The sequence below is a fragment of the Nocardioides sp. genome (genome assembly GCF_047606145.1).
Lineage (GTDB): Bacteria > Actinomycetota > Actinomycetes > Propionibacteriales > Nocardioidaceae > Nocardioides.
This window is the reverse complement of the sequence record NZ_JASGET010000021.1, coordinates 13911-38888: the sequence shown is the minus strand read 5'-3', so window position 1 is coordinate 38888 and position 24978 is coordinate 13911. Positions and strand designations below refer to the sequence as shown.

The 24978-nt window shown below is 70.8% G+C and carries 24 protein-coding genes, 1 tRNA gene and 1 pseudogene; 14 read left to right on the top strand and 12 right to left on the bottom strand.

What is annotated here, in order from left to right; translation table 11 throughout:
• The 4 genes from QM638_RS03600 to QM638_RS03585 form a co-directional block, all read right to left on the bottom strand.
• The coding region (locus QM638_RS03600; protein ID WP_415140565.1) for a lysophospholipid acyltransferase family protein at positions 1–686 on the bottom strand (686 nt) is incomplete at its 3' end.
• Between the two features lie 145 nt (positions 687–831).
• Positions 832–2412 (bottom strand): lactate racemase domain-containing protein, encoded by a 1581-nt coding sequence (locus QM638_RS03595; protein ID WP_415140564.1) that lies wholly within the window; start codon positions 2410–2412, stop codon positions 832–834.
• 21 nt (positions 2413–2433) lie between these two features.
• Complete coding sequence (locus QM638_RS03590; protein ID WP_415140563.1) at positions 2434–3636, bottom strand: zinc-dependent alcohol dehydrogenase; 1203 nt, start codon at positions 3634–3636, stop codon at positions 2434–2436.
• On the bottom strand, positions 3636–5975 hold the full coding sequence (locus tag QM638_RS03585; protein WP_415140562.1) for an HAD-IB family hydrolase: 2340 nt from the start codon (positions 5973–5975) through the stop codon (positions 3636–3638). Before QM638_RS03585 ends, QM638_RS03590 begins: the two co-directional genes overlap by 1 nt.
• Positions 5976–6096: 121 nt before the next feature.
• On the opposite strand from QM638_RS03585, the gene QM638_RS03580 reads away from it, so the two are divergent.
• From QM638_RS03580 to QM638_RS03570, 3 genes are read left to right on the top strand one after another with little or no spacing between them, the layout of a single operon-like run.
• A complete protein-coding gene (locus QM638_RS03580; protein WP_415140561.1) occupies positions 6097–7068 on the top strand; it encodes an FAD:protein FMN transferase in 972 nt (323 codons plus the stop codon).
• 54 nt (positions 7069–7122) lie between these two features.
• A complete protein-coding gene (locus QM638_RS03575) occupies positions 7123–7332 on the top strand; it encodes a KTSC domain-containing protein (RefSeq protein WP_415140567.1) in 210 nt (69 codons plus the stop codon).
• A gap of 40 nt (positions 7333–7372) precedes the next feature.
• Entirely contained in the window at positions 7373–9241 is a 1869-nt protein-coding gene (locus QM638_RS03570; protein ID WP_415140560.1) for a glycoside hydrolase family 15 protein, read from the top strand.
• 64 nt (positions 9242–9305) lie between these two features.
• On the opposite strand, the gene QM638_RS03565 is transcribed toward QM638_RS03570, so the two are convergent.
• On the bottom strand, positions 9306–10799 hold the full coding sequence (locus QM638_RS03565) for a long-chain-fatty-acid--CoA ligase (RefSeq protein WP_415140559.1): 1494 nt from the start codon (positions 10797–10799) through the stop codon (positions 9306–9308).
• 65 nt (positions 10800–10864) lie between these two features.
• The gene (locus tag QM638_RS03560; RefSeq protein WP_415140558.1) at positions 10865–11641 is read right to left on the bottom strand and encodes a hypothetical protein; all 777 of its coding nucleotides are present in this window, start codon (positions 11639–11641) and stop codon (positions 10865–10867) included.
• A gap of 370 nt (positions 11642–12011) precedes the next feature.
• On the opposite strand from QM638_RS03560, the gene QM638_RS03555 reads away from it, so the two are divergent.
• From QM638_RS03555 to QM638_RS03520, 8 genes are all read left to right on the top strand, one after another.
• Positions 12012–12599 (top strand): QsdR family transcriptional regulator, encoded by a 588-nt coding sequence (locus QM638_RS03555; RefSeq protein WP_415140557.1) that lies wholly within the window; start codon positions 12012–12014, stop codon positions 12597–12599.
• A 28-nt stretch (positions 12600–12627) separates the two neighbouring features.
• The gene (locus tag QM638_RS03550) at positions 12628–12927 is read left to right on the top strand and encodes a hypothetical protein (protein ID WP_415140556.1); all 300 of its coding nucleotides are present in this window, start codon (positions 12628–12630) and stop codon (positions 12925–12927) included.
• Positions 12917–13996, top strand: coding sequence for an alpha/beta fold hydrolase (locus QM638_RS03545; protein ID WP_415140555.1), 1080 nt, complete (start codon positions 12917–12919; stop codon positions 13994–13996). Before QM638_RS03550 ends, QM638_RS03545 begins: the two co-directional genes overlap by 11 nt.
• Positions 13993–14517 (top strand): GNAT family N-acetyltransferase, encoded by a 525-nt coding sequence (locus QM638_RS03540; protein ID WP_415140554.1) that lies wholly within the window; start codon positions 13993–13995, stop codon positions 14515–14517. The genes QM638_RS03545 and QM638_RS03540 overlap by 4 nt, the downstream gene beginning before the upstream one ends.
• Before the next feature lie 15 nt (positions 14518–14532).
• Positions 14533–15300 (top strand): SDR family NAD(P)-dependent oxidoreductase, encoded by a 768-nt coding sequence (locus QM638_RS03535; protein WP_415140553.1) that lies wholly within the window; start codon positions 14533–14535, stop codon positions 15298–15300.
• Positions 15297–16094 (top strand): hypothetical protein, encoded by a 798-nt coding sequence (locus tag QM638_RS03530; protein WP_415140552.1) that lies wholly within the window; start codon positions 15297–15299, stop codon positions 16092–16094. Before QM638_RS03535 ends, QM638_RS03530 begins: the two co-directional genes overlap by 4 nt.
• A complete protein-coding gene (locus QM638_RS03525; RefSeq protein WP_415140551.1) occupies positions 16091–17233 on the top strand; it encodes an acyl-CoA dehydrogenase family protein in 1143 nt (380 codons plus the stop codon). The genes QM638_RS03530 and QM638_RS03525 overlap by 4 nt, the downstream gene beginning before the upstream one ends.
• Positions 17234–17356: 123 nt before the next feature.
• The gene (locus QM638_RS03520) at positions 17357–18109 is read left to right on the top strand and encodes an SDR family oxidoreductase (protein WP_415140550.1); all 753 of its coding nucleotides are present in this window, start codon (positions 17357–17359) and stop codon (positions 18107–18109) included.
• Positions 18110–18127: 18 nt separating this feature from the next.
• On the opposite strand, the gene QM638_RS03515 is transcribed toward QM638_RS03520, so the two are convergent.
• The 3 genes from QM638_RS03515 to QM638_RS03505 all read right to left on the bottom strand — a co-directional run bounded on the left by QM638_RS03515 (position 18128) and on the right by QM638_RS03505 (position 20682).
• On the bottom strand, positions 18128–18784 hold the full coding sequence (locus QM638_RS03515) for a hypothetical protein (RefSeq protein ID WP_415140549.1): 657 nt from the start codon (positions 18782–18784) through the stop codon (positions 18128–18130).
• Positions 18785–18958: 174 nt separating this feature from the next.
• Complete coding sequence (locus tag QM638_RS03510; RefSeq protein WP_415140548.1) at positions 18959–19894, bottom strand: alpha/beta hydrolase; 936 nt, start codon at positions 19892–19894, stop codon at positions 18959–18961.
• A gap of 206 nt (positions 19895–20100) precedes the next feature.
• Positions 20101–20682 carry a TetR/AcrR family transcriptional regulator gene (locus QM638_RS03505; protein ID WP_415140547.1) on the bottom strand — a complete coding sequence of 194 codons (582 nt, stop codon included), beginning with the start codon at positions 20680–20682 and terminating at the stop codon, positions 20101–20103.
• A 92-nt stretch (positions 20683–20774) separates the two neighbouring features.
• On the opposite strand from QM638_RS03505, the gene QM638_RS03500 reads away from it, so the two are divergent.
• Positions 20775–21482, top strand: a complete 708-nt coding sequence (locus QM638_RS03500; protein WP_415140546.1) for an SDR family oxidoreductase — start codon at positions 20775–20777, stop codon at positions 21480–21482.
• A 128-nt stretch (positions 21483–21610) separates the two neighbouring features.
• Here QM638_RS03500 and QM638_RS03495 read toward each other — a convergent pair whose 3' ends face one another.
• Positions 21611–22843, bottom strand: a complete 1233-nt coding sequence (locus tag QM638_RS03495) for an MFS transporter (RefSeq protein WP_415140545.1) — start codon at positions 22841–22843, stop codon at positions 21611–21613.
• Positions 22840–23406 carry an ArsR/SmtB family transcription factor gene (locus QM638_RS03490; RefSeq protein WP_415140544.1) on the bottom strand — a complete coding sequence of 189 codons (567 nt, stop codon included), beginning with the start codon at positions 23404–23406 and terminating at the stop codon, positions 22840–22842. The genes QM638_RS03495 and QM638_RS03490 overlap by 4 nt, the downstream gene beginning before the upstream one ends.
• A gap of 358 nt (positions 23407–23764) precedes the next feature.
• On the opposite strand from QM638_RS03490, the pseudogene QM638_RS03485 reads away from it, so the two are divergent.
• Both QM638_RS03485 and QM638_RS03480 read left to right on the top strand, forming a co-directional pair.
• Positions 23765–24208: pseudogene (locus QM638_RS03485) on the top strand (alpha/beta fold hydrolase); the annotation flags it as partial.
• A gap of 134 nt (positions 24209–24342) precedes the next feature.
• Positions 24343–24537, top strand: a complete 195-nt coding sequence (locus QM638_RS03480) for an alpha/beta fold hydrolase (protein WP_415140568.1) — start codon at positions 24343–24345, stop codon at positions 24535–24537.
• Positions 24538–24825: 288 nt separating this feature from the next.
• Here QM638_RS03480 and QM638_RS03475 read toward each other — a convergent pair.
• A tRNA-Val gene (locus QM638_RS03475) sits at positions 24826–24898 on the bottom strand.
• Positions 24899–24978: the final 80 nt, after the last annotated feature.

The following is a 24978-nucleotide window of genomic DNA, read 5'->3' as shown; positions in this document are numbered from 1 at the left end:
TCGCCGAAGCGCACGGTCAGCTGTCGCCGGCCGCGCGCCGGCCAGGACGCCCCGCGCGGCATCGCCGCGAACGTGCCCCGGTGCGCGACCGGCACCACCGGCACGCCGTGCTCGACGGCCAGATAGGCCGCGCCCATCCGGAACTGGCCCACCCAGCCGTCCTTCGACCTGGTGCCCTCGGGGAAGATCACCAGGCTCCAGCCATCGGCGAGCACCTCGCCCGGGGTCGCCGACATCGAGCCGCCACGCCGGTCGATCGGCAGGGTGTTGAACAGCAGCGACGAGCCGACCGCGCGCCACCAGGTGTCGAAGAAGTAGTCGGCCGCCGCCGCCACCGCCGTACGCCGTCGCCACTCGTCGGGCAGCGAGAGCAGGATCAGCGGGGTGTCCAGGTGAGAGGCGTGGTTGGCGGCGAAGATCACCGGTCCGCTCAGCCGCGAGAGCACGTCGAGGCCCTCCACCCGGGTGCGCACCTGGGAGCGGAACACCGGCTCCAGCCCAACCCGCTGGGCCACCTCGCGGGCGGCCACCGCCGCCGGCGTCCGGGACCAGTCGTTGGGGTAGATGTTCGGCGACGGCGCCGGCCGGTACGGCTCGGCCGAGCGCGGCACCTGGGCGCGGTGGCCCCAGCGCCAGCCCCGCTTGGCCTGCCTGAGGTCGGCGACGGTGTCCTTCCAGAAGCTCATCGGGCCGCCTCCCGGGTCTCGATACGCCGTCGCTCGTCCCTCGCGACGGCTACTCGACCGACGAACACGTCGCCGCTCGAGTAGCGCGCGCCAGCCACGAGGTCGTCGGTCGAGTAGCGAGCGCCAGCGAGCGTATCGAGACCCCTCATCGCACGTCCGCCAGCAGGTGCGGAGGGTTGTGCAGATAGGTGATCGACGGCGAGGGACCGACGGTGTTGCCGGCCATCTCGAGCGCGTCGGCCAGCGTGGAGGCCGATCGGAAGCCCATCCGGGACGCCGCGCGCCGGTCGCCGCCGACCCAGATCACGTCGCCGAGGTGGTCCAGCGCGTGCGCGATCCAGTACCACATGTAGAACGGGTGCACGCCGTGGTAGGCGTTCGAGGTGCGGTACAGGTGGATGTACCACGGGTCGGTGGCGAACTGTTCCTCGAACTTCGGCCCGATCACCTGCGGGTCGGTCGTCTCGGCGAGCACCTCGTCGTAGAAGTCGACATAGGAGGGGTGCGTGAGGGTGTTGAAGCCCTCGTCCAGCGGGTGGTAGAGGATCGCCACGCCGCCCTCGCGCACCACCGGCTGGCCGAGGTAGGAGTTGAAGTAGTAGCCCAGCCCCATGCAGGCGGCCAGGATCGGGTTCATGGTGGAGTTGACGTTGTAGGGGCCGAGGTAGGGCACCCCCATCACCATCACGTCGGACTGGCCCTCGATCTTGACCCGCTGCTGCTCGTGCACCTTGCGCACGGTCCGCTCGTGCACCGGCTCGACCGCACCGGCGTTGATGCCGGTCAGGCCGTAGTTGCCGCGCACGTCGTGGAAGAGCCTGTGCCGCAGCTTCTGCGGTGCCAGCGCCAGCCCGCGCCGCATCCCGAGCATGGTGGCCTGGTCCTTGATCGACCACTCCCACTCGCGCTTGGACAAGAAGTCGTACGGCTTGCCGAAGACGTTGTTGTCCAGCGTGGTCTCGATCTGGAAGACCTTGACGCTCTCGCCGATCAGCCGGCCCATCCGCCACGCCGAGGAGTGCATCTCGGAGTGCTTGTGATCCATGAAGGAGCGCGAGGCCACCATCGTCTTGGCGTTGTGGTGGTGCTTGATCGACTGGTACGACGCCAGCCCGACGCCGACCGACTTGTGTCCGCCGTCCATGGCGACCAGGTTGATGTTGACATAGATCAGCAGGTCGGAGGTGGCCGCCCGCTTGTTGATCTCGACGTCCTCGCCCTTGTCGGTCAGCCCCAGATGGGCGAGGTTGGTGCGGTCCTCGGCGTCGTGGTTGTAGAGCAGTCCCTGCGGATAGAAGCTGCGGAAGACCCGCTCGCCGACGACGTGCCGCATCTCGGCCGGCGTCATCCGGCGGTGCAGGGCCAGCGCGGCGATGATCTCGACGTCGTCGACGCCCTTGGACGCGGCCAGCTCGAGCACCTGCTCGATGATCCGGCCGCGGATGTCCGGCGCCCTCATCGAGGGCAGCGGCAGCGACACGTCGTCGAAGGCTATGGTCAGCTTCATCCCGGCGAACAGCTGCTCGGCCAGCGGCTCGGAGTCCACCGGGTTGGCCAGCGCGTCGGCGATGGCCGCCTCGACGTCGGGCACGCATCCGATCGGCTCGGGCGGATAGATCACCCTGGTCCCCAGCGGGAACTCCTCGAGCCGGAAGCCGAGGCCCTCGTGGACCAGCAGCGGCGGCGTACGGTCGTCGACCTCGAGGACGAATCCTGGGCGCGTCATGTCGGGTTCTCCTGGTCCGTTTCAGTTGCTGCGGGGGTCGAAGGCCACCTTGACCGTGCCGAGTCGACCGGCCGAGTGGGCGTGGTCGAGGGCCTCCCGCCAGCGGTGCAGCGGGTAGGCGACGACGGTCTTGGCCATCCGGGCGACGGCGTCGTGGCCGACCAGCTCGGTGGCGGTGGCGAAGGCGCCCCCGTCGCCGTCGCCGCGGGCGGAGGCGTAGGTGCCGACCAGGTCGAGCTCGCGGAACCAGGCCGCGGACAGGTCGGCGGAGGCCGGCATGCCGGACAGCACCACCCGCCCGCCGGCGCGGGTGGCATGCAGGCAGGTCTCCAGGGACTGCTTGGAGCCGACCGCGTCGACGGCCACGTCGACGCCGCCGAGCAGGTACGGCGCGGAGTAGTCGGGCGCCGCCTGGAACGCGCCGGTGGCGCGTCGCACCCGCCGCAGCGTCTCCTGGGGGCCGACCACCTCGCTGGCGCCGAACTCGGCGGCGAGCTCGCGCTGATGGCCGTGCTTGGCCACCACGGTGATCTCGCCGGCGTCGGTGAGCTGGCGCAGCGCCAGGGTGGCGAAGAGACCCACCGCGCCGGCGCCACTGACCAGCACCCGGTCGCCGGGCCGGACCCCGGCCCGCAGCGCGGTGTGCACCGCGCAGGCGACCGGCTCGATCAGCAGCGCCTGCTCGTCGCTGAGCCCCTCGGGCACCGGATGCAGCTGGCTGCGGTGGGCCACCAGCTGCTGGCTCCAGCCGCCGCCGGTGTCATGGCAGAAGCCGGTCTGCAGGCCGGGCGAGACGTCACCGAGGGTGATCTGGGAGCACCGGTTGGTCTCCCCCGCGGCGCAAGCCGTGCACGGCGTCACCCCGCGCGCCGCGCAGGTCAACACCGGGTCGATCACCACCCGGGTCCCGGCCGGCAGGTCCTCGCAGTCGTCGAGCAGATCGGCGACGACCTCGTGGCCGGGGACGAACGGCAGCGAGACCACCGCGGAGAAGTACAGCGAGGTCTTCCCCGAGAGCATCCCCAGGTCGGAGCCGCAGATCCCGGAGAGCCGCACCTTGAGTCGAGCCCAGCCGTCCGCCCCCCGGGCCGGCCCCGCCGGCGGATCGAGGGTGACCAGCCGCAGCGGGGCGGCGAGGCCGGAGAGCAGCATCGGGATCCTGCCCCCGGCGGCCTTCCCGATCATCGTCTTGGGCACCGAGCGGAACATCTCCAACGCGAGCATCAGCGCCTCCCGGCCGGGTCGAGGGTACGGGTGGCGTGGCCGGGCGAGGCCCAGTCGACGATCGTCCAGTGCGCCTTGCGCGCGTGCCGGAACAGCGGCACGTCGGGCCGTACGGCGACCGGGTTGCCCACCGCCGCCAGCAACGGCAGGTCGGAGTGGCTGTCGGCATAGGCGAAGCACGCCTTGGGGTCGATCCCGGTGCGCCGGCAGTACTCGGCCACGAACGCGGCCCGCGACTCCCCCACCAGCGGCGAGGAGGCCAGATGGCCGGTGCAGTAGCCCTGCTCGTCGACGGCGAGGTCCGCCGCCTCGATGTGGTCGAAGAGCGGCTCCAGCGGCCGGGTGAGGGGGCGCACCGCACCGGTGATGAGGACGGTCGCATGGCCGGCGGCACGATGCTGCCGGATCCGGCGGACCGCGTCCGGGGCGAGCCGCTCGAGGATGTGTGCGGCCAGGTGCTGCTCGGCGATGGCGTCGAGGTCGGAGAGCCGCGCGCCGGCGTACTCCTTGTAGACGGTGCGCAGCAGCGACCCCCGGTCGCGCCGGTCGGCCGCCACGAACCCGGGCACCCGGCCGGCGATCCTGCCCAGCTCGGCCAGCTTGCCGCTGGACGGCAGCTCGCCCAGCCGCATCCACAGATAGGTCTCGATGACGTTGGAGGAGAGCAGGGTGCCGTCCATGTCGAAGAACGCCGCGGACCGGACGCCGGCCTCCTCGCCACTGCTCGGCTCGAGCACCTTCAGCCGGTCGGTGGCCCGCTTGGCCCGCAGCTTGCGCAGCTCGTCCAGCTCGCGCACCGGCTTGGTGACCGCCGGCACGTGCACGTCGTGCAGGTAGTCGTACCAGTCGATGGTGGCGGTGTCGAACGCGAACCTCTCCCGGTCCTCCGGGCTCAGCGAGCGGTACAGGGAGAGCGTGTTCTCGTCGACGAAGCGCAGGTCCGCCTGGGCGTACTCCTTGTACAGGTCCAGATAGCGGCGCAGGAACGCGAGTCGGCGACCCTGCACGTCGAGCTTGCGGGCCCAGGTCCGGGCGCGGTCGCTGCGCGGCGCGAGGCCGAGCAGCCGCTCGGCCATCTGGTGGGCACGCTCGCCGGTGTTCATCATCCGCTCGACGTAGTACGCGCCGGGGAAGCTCCACTCCGGCAGCCGCACCGCTCCCCGGTCGCCGAAGGAGAACGGGTGCTCGGTGAAGTAGGCCCGGACGTAGTCGTAGAGCATGCCGAAGGTGACCGGGTTGCGGTCACCGGAGGAGAGATGGAAGTACGCCGGCCGACCGGGCTCGGGCGGATGGGCCAGGCAGGCCACGATCGAGGCGACCACCTGGTCGATCGGCACGATGTCGATGGCGGTGTCGGCGGCGGCCGGGAAGAGCGGCAACTCGCCCCTGCCGTAGGCGAGGATGAGCGGCTCGGCCATCTTGAAGCCCTCGATCCAGCCGGGGTACGGGCGGCGCAGCGCGGACTCGATGATGCTCGGCCGGTAGATCGTGGCCCGGCGGCCGGCGCCGCCCTCCGCCGGCGCCGCGTAGGCTTCCACGACCCGCTCGCCCAGCGCCTTGGTGAAGGTGTAGCAGTCGGTCCAGCCGAGGCTGCGAGCGCGCTCGGTGCCGACCCGGATGAGCTCGTCCTTGACCCACTGCTTGCGGGCCTCCTCGGTGGCGCCGGCGGCGGTGAGCAGGCCGGCCCGGCCGTGCGCCTTCTCCGCCTTGCGGCGTTCCGCGGAGAGGCGCTCGACACTGCGCGAGCGAGCCTCGATGTCGGCGCGCTGCGCCAGCCCCCAGGCCAGCTCGGCCTCCAGGTCCACGCCGTGGTCGACGCTGCGCTCGGGGATGTGGCCGCGACGCCGGCCGGAGACGTAGGCGGTGGAGACGTGCAGGTAGTGGACGTCGCGCGGGTGCTCCGGGTCCGCCGCGGCGGCGGCCTCCTCGACGCGGCCGAGCAGCTCACGCACCCCCACCACGTTCGTGCCGAACGCCTCGTCGACCGGCGGGTCGAAGGAGACGTCCCCGGCACAGTGCACCACCGCGTCCAGGTCGGTCGGCAGTGCCGGCGGGGCGGAGAGGTCGCCCTCGACGACGGCGACCCGGGTGGCCATCAGGGCCTCGATGCCGCCGTCGGCCTCGACCGCGTCGGCGAAGATCGGCTTGCCCAGCAGCTTGGCGATCCGGCTCGTTCCCGAGATCGTGCCCTTCGGCCGCACCAGCACGCTGAGCCGGACTTCGGGCACCTCGGTGAGCAGCAGGTGCAGCAGCGCCTCCCCGACGAAGCCGGTCACACCGGTGAGCAGGACGTGCTGCCCCGCAAGTCGCTCCCTGATCGTCCCGGTCCGCTCACTCACGGAGGCGATTCTGCCCTGTCGACGGTCGCGTCGACTCATCGGCCTCACAGGTTCGAAGAGCCAGGCCTGGCCTACGGCGCTCTCAGCCTCCGCAAAGAGCCGCGAGCCCACCATCGAGGACATGACGACGCCGACCTTCCCTCCCCCGTCCCCCGCCCTCCCGTCCGCCCTCCCGTCTGCCCTCTCGTCCGCCACCCCGTCCGCGCTCCCGTCCGCCACCGAATCCCGGCCCCAGAGCCCCACCCTCGCCTGGCGCACCCCGGCCGGCGCCGCGTTCGTGGCGCTGCCGCACCGGCGACACCTGCGATCCGCCGCCGGCATCGCCGACCAGGTCCTCGACGAAGTGGGCCAAGCGGTCGAGGGTGAGCGCGCGGAGTCCGACGTCAGCCGGATCAACCGCAACGCCGGCAGCATGGTCCCGGTCCAGCCGCTCACCCTCCGGCTGGTCCAGATCGCACTCGACGCCGCCCGGACCACCCGAGGCGCCGTCGATCTGACCATCGGACGCGCCGTCGCCGAGCCGGGCTCGCGCACCGACGACTATCGATCGGTACGGGTCGACCGCACCCTGGTCCGGGTCGGCGTACCCGACGGCGTACGGCTCGACCTGACCGCCACCGCCACCTCCTGGGCCGCCGACGAGTCCGCTCGCCGCATCCAGCGCCGCTACGGCGAGGCGGTGCTGGTCGGGGTGGGCTCCGATCTGGCCAGCGCCGGCACGCCGTCCGCCCCGTGGCGCGTCGAGGTCTCCGAGACCGCCGGCACGCCCGGCGTGCCGACCAGCCTGGCGAACGGCGGGATGGCCACCGCCTCCGCGCTGGGTCATCGCTGGTCCACGCCGGACGGCACCCTGGTGCACCACGTCCTCGACCCGCGGACCGGCGCGCCGGCGACCGGTGGCTGCCGTACGGCGACGGTGTGGGCGCGCACCGCGCTGACCGCTCGCCTGGCCGGTGCCTGGGCACTGGTCGACCCGCACGCGGCCATCGGCTGGATCGCCGAGCGCCGGCTCTCCGCCCGGCTGGTCGATGCCGGCGGCGGGGTCTCCCACCTCGGCGACTGGCCGGCTCCGTCGCTGGACGAGGCCGCCTGAGCCGGCCGGCGGCGTGACGGCGGCTGCCGGACGGCGTAGGAAGGTGTCGTGGAGATGCACCCGATGCGTCGCTCGAAGGCGCTGGCCGAGGTGGGCTACGACCCCGACCTCCGATGCCTGCGGGTCCGGTTCCGCACCGGGGGCCTCTACGACTACCTCGATGTCCCGCCGGAGGTGTTCACCGGGTTGCTCGACTCGGCCCACCCGTGGACCGAGTGGAGTGCGCACGTGACCGGGACCTACTGCTACCACCGTCTCGAGTAGCCCACGTGGTCCGGGTGGACGGTCCGGGTGGACGGTCCGGGTGGACGGGTCCGGCCGAGCGGATCGAGCCGGCACCGGCGGTCGTCCCGGCCGCGCCCGGCGGACCTGCGACGATGGCCGGATGGCGCTCCCCATCGCAGACTATGCCCTGCTCAGCGACTGCAACTCCGGCGCGTTGGTCGGCCGGGACGGCAGCATCGACTGGCTGTGCCTGCCGCGCTACGACTCGGCGTCGATGTTCGCCGCCCTGCTCGGCGACGAGCGGCACGGCCGGTGGCTGGTCGCCCCGACCAGCGCGGAGGCGACCAGCGAGCGCCGCTACCTGGGCGACTCCTTCACCCTGGTGACCACCTGGTCGACGCCGGAGGGGCAGGTCGAGGTCGTCGACACGATGCCACGCGACGCCGCGGCGCCCTCGGTGATCCGCCGGATCCGCGGCCTGTCCGGATCGGTGCAGATGCGGGCGGAGCTGACCATCCGGTTCGGCTACGCCAGCGCGCTGCCGTGGGTGCGGCGACTGCGTGCCGAGCCGGTGCCGACGATCCAGGCGGTGGCCGGCCCGGACGCGATCGTCGTACGCGGGGTGGACCTGCGCGCCGCCGATCACGCCCACTCGGCCACCTTCACCGTCACCGAGGGCGAGGTCGTCGATCACACCCTGTCCTGGTTCCGCTCTCACCGGCCGGCCCCGGCACCGATCGACGTCGAGGACCGGCTGGAGGCGACCGAGCGCTGGTGGGAGGCATGGTCGAGCAAGTTCGAGCATCACGGCGGCTACGCGGCACAGGTGGCGCGGTCGCTGCTGGTGCTGCGGGCCCTGACCCACGAGGGCACCGGCGGGGTGGTGGCCGCGCCGACCACCTCCCTGCCCGAGCTCTTCGGCGGCACCCGCAACTGGGACTACCGCTACGTCTGGCTGCGCGACGCCTCGCTCGCGCTGAGCGCGCTGATCGCCCACGGCTATCGGGACGAGGCCGAGCACTGGCGCGGGTGGCTGCTGCGGGCGATCGCCGGCGACCCGGCCGACGTCCAGATCATGTACGGGATCTCCGGCGAGCGGTTCCTGCCCGAGTACCAGCTCGACAGCCTGCCGGGCTACGACGGCGCGACGCCGGTACGGATCGGCAACGGCGCCTCCACCCAGTTCCAGGCCGACGTCATCGGCGAGGTGATGGTGGCGCTGCACGATGCCCGGATGGCCGGGCTCGACGAGGAGACGACGTCCTGGTCGTTGCAGCGGGCGCTGCTGCGCCATCTCGGCCACGTCTGGCACCGTCCCGACCAGGGCATCTGGGAGATCCGCGGCCCGGCGCGGCACTTCACCCACTCCCGGGCGATGGTGTGGGCGGCCTACGACCGGGCCATCCGGGCGGTGGAGGAGTTCGACCTGCCCGGGCCGGTGGAGCTGTGGCGGGCGCACCGCGAGGAGCTGCGGGCAGAGATCGAGGACAAGGGGTTCAACGCCGATCGCAACTGCTTCACCCAGCACTACGACACCACCGAGGTGGACGCCTCGCTGCTGCAGCTCCCGCAGGTCGGCTTCGTGGCGGCGAACGATCCGCGCATGCTCGGCACCGTGGCGGCCATCGAGCAGGACCTGATGGACGACGGCCTGCTGTTGCGCTACCGCTCGCGTCCCGACCTCGACGGGCTGCCGAGCGGCGAGTACCCGTTCCTGGCCTGCTCGTTCTGGCTGGTGGAGCAGTACGCCGCCACCGGAGAGCTGGACCGGGCGACCATGCTGATGGATCGGCTGTGCGGCCTGGCCAGCGACGTCGGCCTGCTCAGCGAGGAATATGCGGTGGCGAGCGGTCGACAGGCCGGCAACGCGCCGCAGGCACTCTCCCATCTCACACTGGTCCGCGCGGCCGACGCGATCACCCGCGCGGAGGAGCGCCCCTCGTCCTGACCTCCAGGAGGTCGAACGGTCGGTCAGGACGACCGGCAGGCTCCCCCAGGCGGGCCCAACAGGCTCAGTGCGCCGCGACATCCTCGGGCGGCTGGATCTCGCGCTTGAGGATCTTGCCGGTGCCGGTCTTGGGCAGGCTGTCGAGGAACCAGACGTGGCGCGGATACTTGTACGGCGCCACCCGGGTCTTGACGTAGCCCTGGATCTCCTCGGTGGAGACCGACGCCCCGTCCTTCAGGACGACGGCGGCACCCACCTCCTCGCCGTAGGTCTCGTGGGGTATCCCGATCACCGCGGCCTCGAACACCGCCGGGTGTTCGTAGAGCACCTCCTCGATCTCGCGGGGATAGACGTTGAAGCCGCCACGGATGATCAGCTCCTTCTTGCGGTCGACCACGAAGAAGAACCCGTCCGCGTCGGTCTTGCCGATGTCACCGCTGCGGAACCAGCCGTCCCGGAAGGCCGCCTCGGTGGCCTCGGGCCGGTGCCAATAGCCCTTCATCACGTTGTGGCCACGGATGACGATCTCGCCGACGTCGCCGGCCGGCAGCTCCGTGCCGGCGTCGTCGACGATCCTCATCTCCACCCCTGGTATCGGCTTGCCGATCGAGCCGGCGCGGGTGTCGCCCAACTGGTTGAACGACGCCGCGGACGAGGTCTCGGACAGACCATAGCCCTCCAGGATGTGCGCCCCGAACACCTCGTGGAACCTCCGGAGGACCTCGGCCGGCAGCGCGGCGCCGCCGGAGATGCACATCCGCAGGGTGGAGGTGTCGGCGAGGCCGCCGCCCGCGGCCAGCAGCGCGCCGTACATCGTCGGGACGCCCATGAAGATGGTGACCCCGTCGCGCTCGATGGTCTCCAGGACGAGCCGGGCGTCGAACCGTGCGATCAGCGTCAGCGTGGCGCCGGCGGCGACCGTCTCGTTCAGGGCACAGGTCTGACCGAAGACGTGGAACAGCGGCAGGCAGCCCATGATGACGTCCGCACCGGTGGCCGACATCATCTCCGCACACACCTCGGCGTTGCGTCGCATGTTGGCATGGGTGAGCTCGGCGCCCTTGGGAGCGCCCGTCGTGCCCGAGGTGTAGAGGATCACGGCGGTGTCGTCGTCGAGGCGGTCGGCGACCTCGGCCCGCACCGGCCACGAGCGCATCTCGGCGAGCGAGCCGGGACCGATCTCGACCACTCGGGCGCCGACCGACTCCGCGCCCGCCGTCGCCTCGCCGAGCGAGGAGGGTGCCACGAAGCCCAGCCGGGCGCCCGAGTCACCGAGGTAGTGCTCGACCTCGCGGCTCTTGAGCAGCGGGTTCATCGGCACCACGATCCCCCCGGCGCGTAGCACGCCGTAGTACAGCACCGGGAACTCCACCACGTTGGGCAGCATGAGCCCCACCCGGTCGCCCGGCCGAACCCCCTGCTCGCCGAGCCAGCCGGCGACCCGGGAGCTCAGCTCGTCCAGGTCCGCGTACGTCGCGACGGTGTCGTCGAGCCTCACCGCGATGCGATCGGGATGACGGGCCGCTCCCTCGATCACCATGGTCGCCAGATTCGTCATGCTGCTTCCCCTTTCCCTGCGATCTGATGGCACTGATGACTCACCGATGTGCCTGTCGGCCGGGCTCACCCGAGCGCGGCGTGCGCACGGGCGTCGGCTCGGTGCGCCTCGAGCACCGTCCGCAGGAAGACCCACCAGATCGCGGCCGCGGCGACGAAGGCGAGGTAGCCCGAGACGCGGAGCAGGTCGACCGGCGTGGAGAGGTCCGGCTCGGTGGCCCGGCCCCTGGTGACGTCGGTGAGCGTGGAGTACACCCCGAGATACGCGGAGCCGAACAACACGATCATGCCGAGGACCGCGACGAAGGCGACGATGAAGGGGATGTTGCGACCGAGCACCGCCGGGATGGCCAGCAGCAGCACCGGGATGAAGAGCACCAGGGCGTACCAGGCCACCGAGGAGGCGTGCCAGGCGGCGGTGTTCACGGTCTGGAGGGTCGAGGTCACCGAGTCGGCGAGTGCCTTCCCGTCGGCGCCGGTGGTGACGATCCCGGAGTCGCTCGCGGCGGCTGGGTCGTTGTGGCCGATGAGCAGGAAGAAGCCGACCAGCCAGATGCCGAAGATCGAGCTGACCCAGCCCGAGTAGCCGACGCCGCGGATGACGGCCAGCACACCGCCGATGATCTCGGCGATCCCGCCGATCAAGATGGCGTAGTCGAGAGCCGCGCTGGTGGGCCCGTTGAGCGAGGAGGCGCTCACCCCGACGTACCGCACGCCGAACACGGCGAGCGTGAATGCGAAGACTCCGAAGGCGATCGGCAGTGGATCGGCGATCGGAGACGTGGTGGACGCGCGGTGCTGATTCCCGGGGGTGGCGGTGACCACGCCTGCGGTGGTTGACATTGTCGCTCCTTCTCAACGGCTGCGCTCTACTCGAGGAAGGTGATCGGCTGCGTCGGCCCGGCCGGCTCCGGCACGAGCCGCGCCGGGCGGCGACCCCGAGGTCGTGGCCGACGAAGGCGACCTGACTGGTGCGCGACCTGAGTGGCGGTGTCGCGTTGGGTTGCAACATAATGACTTACGTCACATAATGCAACGTATCTTGAAATGTTGCCCCCGAGGAGCGCCCGTGACCAGCTACAGGTGTGGCCGACCGACCGGACCGGTGCCCGGTGAGCGGTGGCCGGGCCTCGGTACTGTGGTGCCGGCGTGAGGCCGGCATCGGTCGGTGCGGCGGTTCCCCGCCGTGCGCACACACAGTGGGAGGTGACCGGTGGTCGACACACCCTTGGCGCGTCGACTCGCCGAGACGCCTGCTCGTCCCGACCCGCTGAGCGCGTTCAAGATCGCGCGGCACGCCTTCCTCGAGGGACGACGGATCGAGATGCAGGAGCTCGCCGCCGAGGTCGGCGTCAACCGTGCGACCCTGTTCCGCTGGGTCGGCAGTCGGGACCACCTGCTGACCGAGGTGGTGTGGTCGGTGACCGAGCCCACCTTCCTCGCGGTGGCGGACCGGGTGAGGGGTCGGGGGGCACGCCGGGTCGCGACGGTCATGGGGGGCTTCGCACGCGCGGTGATCGGGTCGTCGTTCTTTCCGACCTGGGTGCACAGCGAGCCCGAGCGGGCGCTGCGGATCCTGACCACGAAGGCCAGCCCGTTCCAGGCCCGGATGGTCGGTCTCGTCGAGCGGCTCGTCGGCGAGGAGGTCGATGCCGGTCGACTCTCGCTGTCGTTGCCCTCGCACGACACCGCCTACCTGATCGTGCGCATCGGCGAGGCGTTCATCTACGCCGACCTGATCACCGGCGAGCCGCCCGACGCCACCAAGGTGACGCAGGCCGTCGCGGCACTGCTCGACTGATCGACCGCGCGCAGGAGGTGGCCACCAGGTGAGGATCCCGTCCCTGCTGGGCACCTACGGCGCGATCGAGAGGCGCCTGGAGCCGCGCCTGCAAGAGCTGGTCCAGGCGCCGGAGTTCGCCCGCACCGTCGCGCTGCTCGCCGAGGTCAGGTCCGCGGTCGGAGGCACCGTCGGACGCCTGAACGCCCGGGTGCTGCACACGCTCAACCTGCCCGCGAGCACGGATGTCACCGGTCTGCGTCGCCAGATCGGGGAGTTGGACCACGAGGTCCGCACCCTGCGCATCGAGATCGGCCGGCTGATCGAGGAGTCCGACGATGCCGAGTGAGCAGTCCTCGACGCTCGACCGCGTCCGGCGCGAGATCGAGAGGAACGCGTTGCGCGCCCGCAACGGGATCAAGCTCGCTGCCGGCATCTCCCGGCCCAAGGTCGGCCAGACGCCCAAGGACGTCGTCTGGTCCTTCGGTCGCGCCGAGCTGTGGCACTACCGCAGCGCCGCGCCGCGCTACCGCCCGCCCCTGCTGATCGTCCCGAGCCTGGTCAGTCGCAGCTATCTCATCGACCTGGCGCCGGGGAACAGCTTCATCGAGTCGCTGGTCACCGCCGGGTTCGACGTCTACATGCTCGACTGGGGCGTCCCGGACGAGCGCGACGCCGCGAACAGGTTCGAGGACTACGTCGACCTCGCGATCCCCGCCGCGATCCGACAGGTCCGGCGCCGCTCACGCTCCCGGGAGGTGAACCTGATGGGGTACTGCTTCGGCGGCGTACTCACCCTGATGCACGCCGCCCACCACCCGACCTCGCCGTTGCGCAGCCTGACCGTGGTCGCCTGCCCAGTCGACTTCGCCCGGCTCGGTCAGCTCGTCGACATCCTGGGCAGGACCGAACTGGACGTCGAGAAGGTCATCGGCGAGGACGGCAACATCCCGGCGCGGGTGATCCAACAGAGCTTCCGCACGCTGGCGCCGATGGGCGAGATCACCAACTACGTCAACCTGCTCGACAAGATGTGGAGCCCCGACTTCGTGGCGGCCCATCAGTTGATGAACGGGTGGGCGACGGATCACATCCCGTTCCCGGGAGCCACCGCCCGACAGGCCCACACGATGCTGACCCGCGACAACGGGCTGATGACGGGCCGGATCGAGCTGGGCGGCGACCGGGTCAGCCTCGGCGACATCGACGTGCCCTTCCTGGCCGTGCTCGGCAGTCGCGACACCATCGTGCCCGAGGCCGCCGCGGCACCGGTGATGGACGTCATCGGGTCCACCGACAAGGAGCTGCTGCGCATGGAGGGCGGGCACGTCGGCCTGATCGTCGGCAAGAACGCCCAGCGCACCACCATTCCCACCTTCATCGAGTTCCTGCAGAAGCGAAGTGAGCCGGCGACGTGACCATTCGAGCCATCACCCCCACCGACACCGACGGCCTCGCGGAGTTCTTCGCGACCCTCTCCGAGCGCGACCTGACCTTCATCCGGGAGGACGTGACCGACCGCGCGGCGATCGCCGCGCTGGCCGAGCACGAGCTGCGGTGGATCGACACCGCCGACTCGCGGGTCCTCGGGTACGTCGCCATCGAGCGACTGCCGGGCTGGTCCCACCACGTCGGCGAGCTGCGCCTGGTCGTCGACCCCGCCCGACGGGGCACCGGGCTGGGCCGCACCCTGGCGCAGCACGCGCTGATCGGCGCCCTGCGCAGCGGCATCCGCAAGGTGGTCGTCGAGCTCGCCGCCGACCAGGAGCATGCGGTCGCGATGTTCTCCGGCCTCGGCTTCACCGGTGAGGCCCTGCTGAGCGACCACATCCGCGACCGCGACGGGCATCTTCACGACCTGCTCGTCCTCGCGCACCACGTGGAGGAGAACTGGACCGCCATCGAAGGCGCCGGCATCGCCGACGTCGTCATGTCCTGAGAAAGAGGAGAAGACATGAGTTCCGTGTTGGACCGGTTCCGGCTCGACGGCAAGGTCGCCGTCGTGACCGGAGCGTCGAGCGGTCTGGGCGTCCAGTTCGCCCAGGCACTGGCCCAGGCCGGGGCCGACGTCGTGCTCGGCGCCCGGCGCGAGGACAAGCTGCTCGAGACCCGCGAGCTGGTCGAGGCGCAGGGTCGCCGAGCCGTCGCCTCTCGATGTGACGTGACGAACCCCGACGATTGCGCCGCGCTGGTGGCGGCCGGCATCAGCGAGCTCGGCCGCGTCGACGTCCTGGTGAACAACGCCGGCGTCGGCACCGCCGTACCCGCCCTGAAGGAGACGCCCGAGCAGTTCCGCTCGGTCGTCGAGCTCAATCTCAGCGCCTGCTACTGGATGGCCCAGGCGTGCGCGCGCGTGATGCAGCCGGGCAGCTCGATCATCAACATCGCCAGTGTGCTGGGCCTGACCAGCACCGGGCTCCCCCAGGCGGCGTACACCTCGAGCAAGGCGGGAGTCATCGGCCTGACCCACGACCTGGCCCAGCAGTGGACCGGACGCAAGGGCATCCGCGTCAACGCCATCGCCCCCGGCTACTTCGCCTCCGAGATGACCGACCAGTTCGAGCACGACTGGATCGAGACGACGGTCGTGCCCCGGACCGTGCACGGCCGGCTCGGCTCACCCGGGGAGCTCGACGGCGCGCTGATCTTCCTCGCCAGCGACGCCAGCAGCTACGTCACCGGGATCACGGTGCCGGTCGACGGCGGGTTGCTACTCACATGACCGCCGAGGCGATCATGGCGAAGGACGGCGCACCGAACGCCGCACTGCTCTGGACCGACTACGCCCGCGGGCTGGCGGAGTTCGGCAGCCTGCCGGTGGCCTGGCCGGCACTGACACGCGCACCCCGGGGGGACGGCCACCCGGTGCTGGTGCTGCCCGGTCTGGGCGCGGGCGATCTGTCCACCCTCGTCCTGCGCCGACTGCTGCGCCGGCTGGGCTATCGGACCTACGCCTGGCGTCTGGGGACGAACCTGGGCCCCACCGCCAGGGTCGTCGAGGGCATGCCCGCCCGGCTGGATGCCATCCACCGGGCGCACGAGCGGCCGGTCAGTCTCATCGGTTGGAGTCTCGGCGGGATCTTCGCCCGTCGACTGGCCCGTCAGGCGCCGGACGCGGTCCGGCAGGTCATCACGCTGGGGAGCCCGATCCGGCTCCGACGGCACGAGGACAGCAACGCCCGGCTGTTCTACCAGCTGACCCGGCGTGGGCACGTCGAGGACCTGCCCCTCCCGCTGGAGGAGGGACTCGATCCGCTGCCGGTCCCCGCGACCTCCATCTACAGTCGCCTCGACGGCATCGTGTCGTGGCGCTCGTGCCTCGATGAGAGCTCGGCGCGTGCGGAGAACATCGAGGTTCGGGCCGCACACTTCGGGTTCGGCTACCACGCCGCGGTGCTCTACGCCGTGGCGGACCGCCTGGCGCAGCCGGCCGGGCAGTGGGCGCCGTTCCGGCCGCCGTCCTGGTTGCGTCCCGCCTACCCTCGGCCGGCCACAGGCGGAGAGGTGGGCCAGTGAAGCGCTCGATCTTCACCGCGGACCACCAGAGCTTCCGGGACACGGCGCGCGCGTTCGTCGCACGCGCCGTAGCACCGAACGTCGAGCGCTACATCGAGGAGCGCCGCTTCGACCGCGATCTGTGGATCGAGGCCGGGAAGCAGGGACTCCTGGGCCTGGAGGTGCCCGAGGAGTACGGCGGCAGCGAGGCCGGCGACTATCGGTACAACGCCGTCCTGGGCGAGGAGCTCTCCCGGTCGAGCGCCGCACTCGCCTCGGCGTTCGGCATCCACTACGACTGCGCCGCACCGTATCTGGTGGAGCTGACCACCGAGGAGCAGAAGCAGCGCTGGCTGCCTCGGTTCTGCACCGGGGAGATGATCACCGCGATCGGCATGACCGAGCCGTCGGGCGGCTCGGATCTCGCGGCGCTGAGGACCACGGCGACGCGCGACGGCGACGACTGGATCCTCAACGGCTCGAAGACCTTCATCACCAACGGCATCGGCGCGGACCTGGTGATCGTGGCGGCGCGCACCAGCCCTGAGCGGGCCAGGGGCATCACGCTGTTCGCGGTGGAGGCGGGGATGCCCGGCTTCGAGCGGGGGCGCAAGCTCGACAAGGTCGGGCAGCCGGAGGCGGACACCGGCGAGCTGTTCTTCACCGACGTACGGGTGCCGGCGGAGAACGTGATCGGTGAGATCGACCGGGGATTCATCGCGATGATGGAGCGGCTGCCGCAGGAGCGCATCGGCGCGGCGGTCTCGAACCTCGCGCACGCGGCCGCGGTCCTCGAGGAGACGATCGACTACGCGAAGGAGCGCACGGCCTTCGGACAACCGATCGGCTCCTTCCAGCACAACAAGTTCGTCATGGCCGAGCTGGTCACCAAGATCGAGGTGGCCCAGGCGTTCGTGGACCAGGGCGTCCTCGCCCACAGCCGGCGCGAGCTCTCCGCCGTCGACGCCGCCAAGGCGAAGTGGTGGTCGGCCCAGGTCCAGAGCGAGGTGATCGACGCCTGCGTCCAGTTGTACGGCGGCTACGGCTACATGCGCGAATACCGCGTCGCCCGCGCCTGGATGGACGCCCGGGTCACCAAGATCTGGGCAGGCTCCAACGAGATCATGAAGGAGCTGATCGGACGAGACCTCGGCCTCTGAGCACCGCCGACGATCAGCTCCGATGAGCAGGCCGACGAGCAGGCCGACGAGCAGGCCGACGAGCAGGCCGACGAGCAGGCCGACGAGTCGCCGACTCGCGGCCGGAACGAACAGCGAGGTGAGATGTCCGAGCAGGGAGCGAAGACGGCACTGGTGACGGGCGCGAGCCGTGGAATCGGCCGTGCCGTCGCCATCCGGCTGGCGCGGGACGGGATGCGGGTGGGCGTCCACTACGGCAACAGTGCGCAGGGGGCGGCGGCCACCGTCGCGGCCATCGAGGCGGCCGGCGGCACGGCCTTCCCGGTTCAGGCTCGGCTGGACCAGCCGAGCGGCGTGGCGCAGCTGTGGGCACGGTTCGACGAGCACGCCGACGGACTCGACGTGCTGGTGAACAACGCCGCCGTGCTCGGCCGGCGGCATGGCTTCGCCGACGTCGAGGCGGCCGAGCTGGACGACGTGTTCGCCGTCAACGTGCGGGCCCCGTTCCTGCTCACCCAGGCCGCGCTGCCCCGGTTGCGCGACCGGGGGCGGATCGTCAATGTGTCCACCACCTTCACGCACGGAGCGGCGAATCCCGACCTGCTGCCCTACACCATGTCCAAGGCCGCGATCGATGCCTTCACCGCGACCCTGGCCAAGCAGCTCGGCGAGCGAGGCATCACCGTCAACGCCGTCGGCCCGGGTGCCGTGGCCACCGACATGAATGCCGACTCCCTCGCTACCCCCGAGGATCGCGCCCTGATCGCGGCGACCTCACCGCTCGATCGGGTCGCCGAACCGGAGGACATCGCGGATGTGGTCGCGTTCCTCGCCTCCGAGGACGCGCGCTGGATCACCGGACAATGGATCGACGCCAGCGGTGGCTCCCTGCTCTGAGGCCGGCTGTGAGGCCGGCTATGTGCCCGGCAGGCCCCGTATCGTCCTGACCGCGGCGGCCGCCGAGAACCGGCGCTGCGAGTGGTCGTGGCCCGGGTCGCCGGCACCGCCGAGGTTCAGGAACGTCCCGCGCTGGTTGACGTCGGGGACGGGCTTGTCGCAGACATCGGTGAGGAGGACCGGGTAGCGGGCACAGAACTCCGCGATGCGTGCTCGGTCCTTCGTCGAGATCCGGTTCTCGGGGTCGGTGAGCGAGTCGACCTCGACCTGGAGGTACGCGACGCCCGCGGCCACCAGGGCGTCGAGGTGATCGGAGCGGTCGAGCAGCGAGAGGTCGTCCTTGAGCAGGAACAACCCGTTGGCGACGGCTGGGACGCCGGCGCGGGAGACCGCATCCAGCTGCGCGAGGCTCGCCGTGCGCTTCTCGGGGTCGACGACCGTGAACTCGACGTAGTCGGGCGCGAGCGAGGCGACGAGCCCGGCCGCCTGCGCGTCGTCGACGCCGAGCAGGTGCACGCAGACCGCGCCGGCCATGCGCCGCCGGAGATCGTCGTACGTCGTGAGGTCCAGCACGCGTGCCGCCGGGGAGTCGCCCACCACGAACCCGGCGATGTCGACCTCGGCGAAGGTGTCGGCCTCCCGGACGGACGCGATCTGGTTGACCTTGACGATCACGTCGTCGCTCCGGTCGTGCGCGCGGCGGTGTCGACCGCGCCCCGGGCCACGTCCGAGATCGGGCCACCGGGTCGGGTCACGGGCCGAAGACTAGCGGTGTCGGGGCGAGCCGTGCCGAACCGGCCGATGACCCGAACGACCGATGGCCCGGCCGTGGTCGGTCGGCCGACCGGGTCAGCCCAGGTGCTTGCGGAAGAAGGGCACCAGGCTCTCCAGCGCGACTCCGGTCGGACCCGGCTTGTCGTAGAGGTCGTAGTGCGAGGCACCCTCGACGACGACGAGCTGCTTGTCCTTCGCCGCGGCGCGACCGTACAGCTCCATGCTCAGCCGCTGCGAGCCGAAGGCACCGGGCCTGTCGCCGATCACGATGCACAGCGGCTGGGTGAGGAAGACCTCGACGCGGTCGTAGGCGTCCCAGTCGGCCAGCGCGGCCTGGCGACCGAAGTTGAAGCTGGTCTTGCCGCCGGGAGCCTGGCCGCGGTCGGTCTTGTAGTACTCGGTGGCCTCGACCACGTCGATGTCGGTGATGCCCGCCTGCTTCGCGGCATCGACCGACGGGGGCAGCAGGTCGTTGATCACCTGGGCCTGGCCGCGCGCCTCGGCGGTGCGCTGCGCGGCGATGGCCTCGAGCATCCCCATCGGGTCGTACTCCGAGAAGCCCTCGCGCATTAGGCGGCCCACGTTGCTCCCCACGACGGTGCCAAGCGCCTTGATCCGCCGGTCGACCTTGGTGGCCGCCACCGCATAGCCGGCGCCGCCGCAGATCGCGAGCACGCCGATGTTGTCCGCATCGACGTAGGGCAGCGTGACGAGGTGGTCGATCACGAAGCTGAAGTCGCTGGTCCGGAAGCCGGGATCCTCGACCGACCGCGGCTCGCCGCCGCTCTCGCCCTGGAAGCTCGCGTCGAAGGCCGCCACCACGAAGCCCGCCTCGGCGAGCGCCGTGCCGTAGACGTTGCCCGAGGTCTGCGCCTTGCAGCTGCCGGTCGGGTGGGCGGAGACGATCGTGGGATACGCCTTCGTCTCATCGAAGCCGGGCGGATAGTAGATGTCCGTCGCGATGTCCCACGCCCAGCCCTTGACGGCCACGGTGCTGATGCTCTCTGCCATGATCTTCCTCTCCTGTGTACTGACCACGAACCACGCTAGGAGCGGCCAGACAGCAGGGACAGGCCCGGTTGGTTCCTAGGAACGATCCTTCCCAGCCACCCGACCGGGACCGCTCCCGGGGACGGATCACCGTCGTCACCGCCGGTGACACCGTCGTCCGTGCCGTGCACGATGAGTGCGGGCGAGGTGACCTCCGGCAGGACCTGCTAGGCGGGGTCGAGCAGGTCGCACAGCAGAGCCACCTCGCTCTCGCCCAAGGGGCGGTCGGTGGCGAGCACGCGGTACCAGATGGTGCCGAACACGAGGTCGGCGATCAGGTCGTCCGGCATCCGGGCCGGGGCGTCGCCGCGAGCGCGGGCGCGCTCGAGCACCTCGACGAGGGCGGCGCGGCGCCGCTCCAGGAATCCCTCGCGGAATCGTGCGGCGAAGTCCGGATCGAGCTGTGCCTCGGCCATCAGGCTGCGCATCATCGCCACCAGGCCCGGATGGGCCAGGAGAGCGAAGGAGTCGCGCAGGAACTGCTCGAGGTCGGCGCGCCAGGAACCACGGTCGGCCACGGAGACATGCAGCTCCGCCTTGGTCGCGCCGGCTTCGAGCAGGACGTCGGCCTTGGTCGGCCACCAGCGGTAGACGGTCTGCTTGCCCACGCCCGCGCGGGAGGCGATGCCCTCGATGGTCAGGTTCCGGTATCCCTCGTCCCTGGTCAGCTCGAAGGCCGCGGTCAGGATCGCCCTCCGCGACTGCTCGCTGCGCTTGGGGCCACGCCGGGCCGGTTCGGTCGCCGTCATGACCCCAAGATAGCAAATGCGAGACGCGACGGTTCGCTTTAGTGCTAGCATGAAATACGAACCGTTACGTCTCGTAAAAGAAGGAAGCCTCCATGCCCACCACCCTCGTCATCGGCGGCAACTCCGGCATCGGCCTGGCCACCGCCGGCCGACTGGCCTCCCGCGGCGACACCGTTCACATCGCCGGCCGCGCCCCCGACCGACTCACCGAGGCCGCCCGAGCCCACCCCGGCCTGCTTCCGCACGAGCTCGACGCAGGAGACGCCGAGGCCGTCGCATCCCTCCTGGACCAGCTCGGCGGCCTCGACCGGCTGATCCTCACCCTCAGCGGCAACCAGGGCGCAGGACTCCTGGCCGAGCTCGACCTCGGCGTACTGCGTACGGCGTTCGAGGAGAAGTTCTGGCCCACCATCACCGCCGTCAAGGGCGCGGTGCCGCATCTGGCCGAGGGTGGCTCGATCACCCTGATCGGCGCCGTCACCGCGCGTGCCGGGATGCCCGGGACCTCCGGCATCGGCGCCCTCAACGCCGCCGTCGAAGGCCTGATCGCACCCTTGGCGGCGGAGCTGGCCCCGGTCCGAGTCAACGCCGTCTCGCCCGGCTACGTCGACACACCCTGGTGGAACATGGTCCCCGACGCCGACCGACGGGCCATGTTCGACCAGATCGCCACCGGTCTGCCCACTCGCCGCATCGCCACCGCCGACGACATCGCCGAGGCGGTCGTGCTGCTGGCCACCAACCCCAACCTCACCGGCACCGTCATCGAATCCGACGGCGGAGCACGCCTGATGGCATGACTCCGCTCGACGAGGCTCGGTGCCTCGGTCGCGACCGGCAGACCGGCAGACTCCCGACGATGTCGACGAGGAGGCACGCGCACCCCTTGCTGGACCCGCGGGGCAACGGTGGTGGACCTGGGTTCGAGTCAGCGCAGCGTGCGGATCTGTTTGTTGATCGCGAACACGGCACACAGCGCACTCATCGCCAGACCACTGCACATCGTCGCGACGAGAACCGACGACCAGCCGGCGATCAGACCGAAGAGGGGAACCGTCGCAGGCGTGAGCACGAGGTCGCCGAGGTTGCTGACCGAGGAGACCCTACCGAGATGGCTCGGAGAGATGATCCGCTGGAACGACCCGCTCAACCAGACCGAGGCCAGACCGGCGGTGACGCCGACGAGCGCCATGCCCGCGACCAGAGCGACGCGACTCGGCAGACCGACGCTCGCCAGGCCGACACCCTGCAACGCCAGGAACACGAAGGACCTCCGCGGCAGATGGTCGCCCTGCCAGCGGATGCCGGCGAGGGACCCCGCGATGGCTCCGACCGCGAACGTGGCTTCCGAGGCGCCCAACCAGCCCGCGCCCCAGTGGGAGTGCGAGACCCGCAGCGCGACTCCGACGGAGAAGACCGGGGTGACGAACACGTTCAGCGCGGCCAGACCGATCAGGAAGACACGCGCCACGGGGGTCTGGCGGAGGTAGTCCCAGCCCGATCGCAGCGAGGTCAGGACCGACTCCTTCGAGGCACGCGGCCGCTGGAATCGGGTGCGCACGACCAGCAGCAGCACCAGTACGACGCCGAGGAAGGTGAGGCCGTCGACGGCCATCGAGACGCCGAACCCCGACTGGATGATCGCTGCCCCCACCGGCGCGCCGAGCAACCGGGCGAGCCGGGCGCCGGTCTGTGACCACCCGCTGACCGTCACCAGATCGTCGCTGCGGACCAGCTGCCGTACCAGCGTCGAGGCAGCCGGAATGCTCAGGCCGCTGACCGTCCCGAAGCAGACGGCGACGATGAAGAGCACCGATCCTGCGTGCAGTCCGCTCTGCCACACCATCGCAGCAACGCCCAGGACGACCACGCGGGACAACCCGCCCGCCATCATCACCCGGCGCGTGTCGAAGCGATCCGCGATGACCCCACCGAGGAGCGTGCACAGTGCCTGCGGCAACATCTCGACGCCGAGCACGAAACCCGCCATACCGGGGGCGAAGATGTGCACCGCCGTCCAGGCCAGTCCGATCGTGAAGACGGTGTCTCCGGCCGCGGATACCGATGCGGCGAGCAGATAGGCCTGCACCATCCGGTCCCGGCGGATGGCCGGTGGCCCCGCCCCGAGGAGCTGCGGTTCGGTGACGGCTGGGGTCGTCATACCGCACCCGGCTCGCTCGGGAAGACCCGCGCGATCAACCGCACCGGCCGGCGCTCCGCGTCAGGGTGCACCTCCGCATCGGAGCGCACCTCCGAGGTCCACTGCGCGACCAGCGTGGTGATGCGTTCCTTGAGGTCCTCCATCTGCGCCGGCGTCGCCGGCAGGAACGTGTCGCTCGCCAGACCGTCTCGCCATTCCGGCGGCAACGTGTCCCGATCGCGCATCCACCGCACCGTCGCCGCGGTCAGATATTCGAGGTTCGCACGCTCCGCGGCGTCGGTCACCTGCCGGCCGAGGCTACCGACGCCGTAGTCATCACTGCTCCACGACAACCGCAGATTGACTCCACGCCACCAGGACTCGCGCGTATCGCGCGCCAACTCCGGGGCCGGCACCACGAACCCGGCCCGGTGCAACGGCTTCACATGATGACTGACCGAACCCACAGGGATGCCGAGCCGACGCGCGAGATCCCCCACCGGCGCCGGTCCCTCGTTGGTCAGGAGCTCGAAGATACGGCGCCGCACCGGATGATGCAACGCCATCAACGCGTCGATGAGCACCGCACCCGCGGGCGCATCGGGCAGGTTCTCCGGCGGCGCCGAGTCGGCATGCCGCTCAGCGGCTGTTCTGCGGGGCATGACGGTAGAGCCTGATCGGTGTCCGCGATATACACAAGCACTCTTGTATAACTTCGCGAATGACAGCGCGTCGTCAGGCAAGGACGAGCTCGTGGAGCCAGGTGAGAGCTTCGTGGTCGTGGCCCAAGGCGTCCACGCGGTCGGCGGCGGACGCGAGAGGTCGGCGCGGGTCCCACGACGCACGGATCGAGGCGCGCCCGGCGGGTTCCCCTGACTCGATGTCACGTGCTCGCTGCGGGATGTCGGTGGTCGGTGTGACGATGAGCGCGTGGCATACGCGATGGCAGGTGATGGAGCGAGGTTGTGGTTCTCGGCCAGGCCTGGCTCTGAGGACTCGGGACTTCCGGTGGTCTTGGTCGCGGGGCTGGCGCTGGATCACCACGGGTGGGACTCGGCCGCGGCCGACTTCGAGGAGCGGACGGTGATCGTGTTCGACCACCGTGGCACGGGCTCCAGCGACGACCTCTTCCCGGCGTCGTGGTCGACGCGAGACTTCGCCCGCGACGTCGTCGCGGTCCTGGATGCCGCCGGTGTCGCACGCGCCCATGTGTACGGCCACTCGATGGGCGGGCGGATCGCGCAATGGCTCGGCGCCGAGCACGCGGACCGCGTCGCCTCGCTCGTGCTAGGAGCGACAACCGTGGGCGACCCGGGAAGCATCCCTCGCCCAGCCCACGCGTCAGAGGCGTTGACGACGGGCGGTGCCGCGTTGACGGCGCTGTTCTACCCCAACGCGTGGATCGCCGAGCACGCGACCGAAGCGGGCAGCGTGATGCCCGCCCCGACCTCGCCAGCGGCGATGAGACATCACCTCGCCGCGGTCGCACTGCACGACGGGCCCGACCTTCCGCCGTCACCGTGCCGACCCTGGTCGTCCACGGCGACGAAGACCAGCTCGCCGTCCCGGCGAATGCCGAGATCCTCGCCCAGGGCATCCCGGACGCACGGCTCGCCCTGCTGCCCGGCGCACGCCACGCCTACTGGGCCGGGAACCCCGACGCCCACCAGCAGGTTCGCGCGTTCCTCGCCGAACACGACCCCGCCGTGACCTGACGATCCTCCGCGGGCCGCGGCCAGTCCCGCCGCAGGGCACGGGAGCCTCATCGTGATCGAGCACAACATCGGCGGGCAGCTCTGCTCACCCGCCAGTTCGATGACCTCCACGCCGCAGCGAAGAAAGAGCACGGCACCCTCGCCGTCGAACGCGACTAGCTCCGTGACAAACGACGAAGCCTCCTGCAGCCCACCACGCCGCCAGACAGATCGAGTACGACCACGCACCACAGGCGGGGTTGGATGCTCACACTTCTCTTGTCGGAAGTGTGAGCATCCCACGTTGGGTGGGCACAAAGGGACTCGAACCCCTGACATCGTCCTTGTAAGGGACGCGCTCTACCAACTGAGCTATGTGCCCGAAGCGCCGCACACACTACGCGAGCCGTTGCCCGCCCGGCGAAACGCCGCGTCGTGGGCCGAAATAGAAGTTGAGCCGCC

Coding starts and splice junctions, on each gene's coding strand:
- QM638_RS03535 (WP_415140553.1), top strand. CDS start 14,533: ATGAGTTCCGTGTTGGACCGGTTCCGGCTCGACGGCAAGGTCGCCGTC.
- QM638_RS03590 (WP_415140563.1), bottom strand. CDS start 3,636: ATGCTCGCGTTGGAGATGTTCCGCTCGGTGCCCAAGACGATGATCGGG.
- QM638_RS03510 (WP_415140548.1), bottom strand. CDS start 19,894: ATGGCAGAGAGCATCAGCACCGTGGCCGTCAAGGGCTGGGCGTGGGAC.
- QM638_RS03505 (WP_415140547.1), bottom strand. CDS start 20,682: ATGACGGCGACCGAACCGGCCCGGCGTGGCCCCAAGCGCAGCGAGCAG.
- QM638_RS03545 (WP_415140555.1), top strand. CDS start 12,917: ATGCCGAGTGAGCAGTCCTCGACGCTCGACCGCGTCCGGCGCGAGATC.
- QM638_RS03580 (WP_415140561.1), top strand. CDS start 6,097: ATGACGACGCCGACCTTCCCTCCCCCGTCCCCCGCCCTCCCGTCCGCC.
- QM638_RS03595 (WP_415140564.1), bottom strand. CDS start 2,412: ATGACGCGCCCAGGATTCGTCCTCGAGGTCGACGACCGTACGCCGCCG.
- QM638_RS03575 (WP_415140567.1), top strand. CDS start 7,123: ATGCACCCGATGCGTCGCTCGAAGGCGCTGGCCGAGGTGGGCTACGAC.
- QM638_RS03520 (WP_415140550.1), top strand. CDS start 17,357: ATGTCCGAGCAGGGAGCGAAGACGGCACTGGTGACGGGCGCGAGCCGT.
- QM638_RS03560 (WP_415140558.1), bottom strand. CDS start 11,641: ATGTCAACCACCGCAGGCGTGGTCACCGCCACCCCCGGGAATCAGCAC.
- QM638_RS03530 (WP_415140552.1), top strand. CDS start 15,297: ATGACCGCCGAGGCGATCATGGCGAAGGACGGCGCACCGAACGCCGCA.
- QM638_RS03500 (WP_415140546.1), top strand. CDS start 20,775: ATGCCCACCACCCTCGTCATCGGCGGCAACTCCGGCATCGGCCTGGCC.
- QM638_RS03495 (WP_415140545.1), bottom strand. CDS start 22,843: ATGACGACCCCAGCCGTCACCGAACCGCAGCTCCTCGGGGCGGGGCCA.
- QM638_RS03565 (WP_415140559.1), bottom strand. CDS start 10,799: ATGACGAATCTGGCGACCATGGTGATCGAGGGAGCGGCCCGTCATCCC.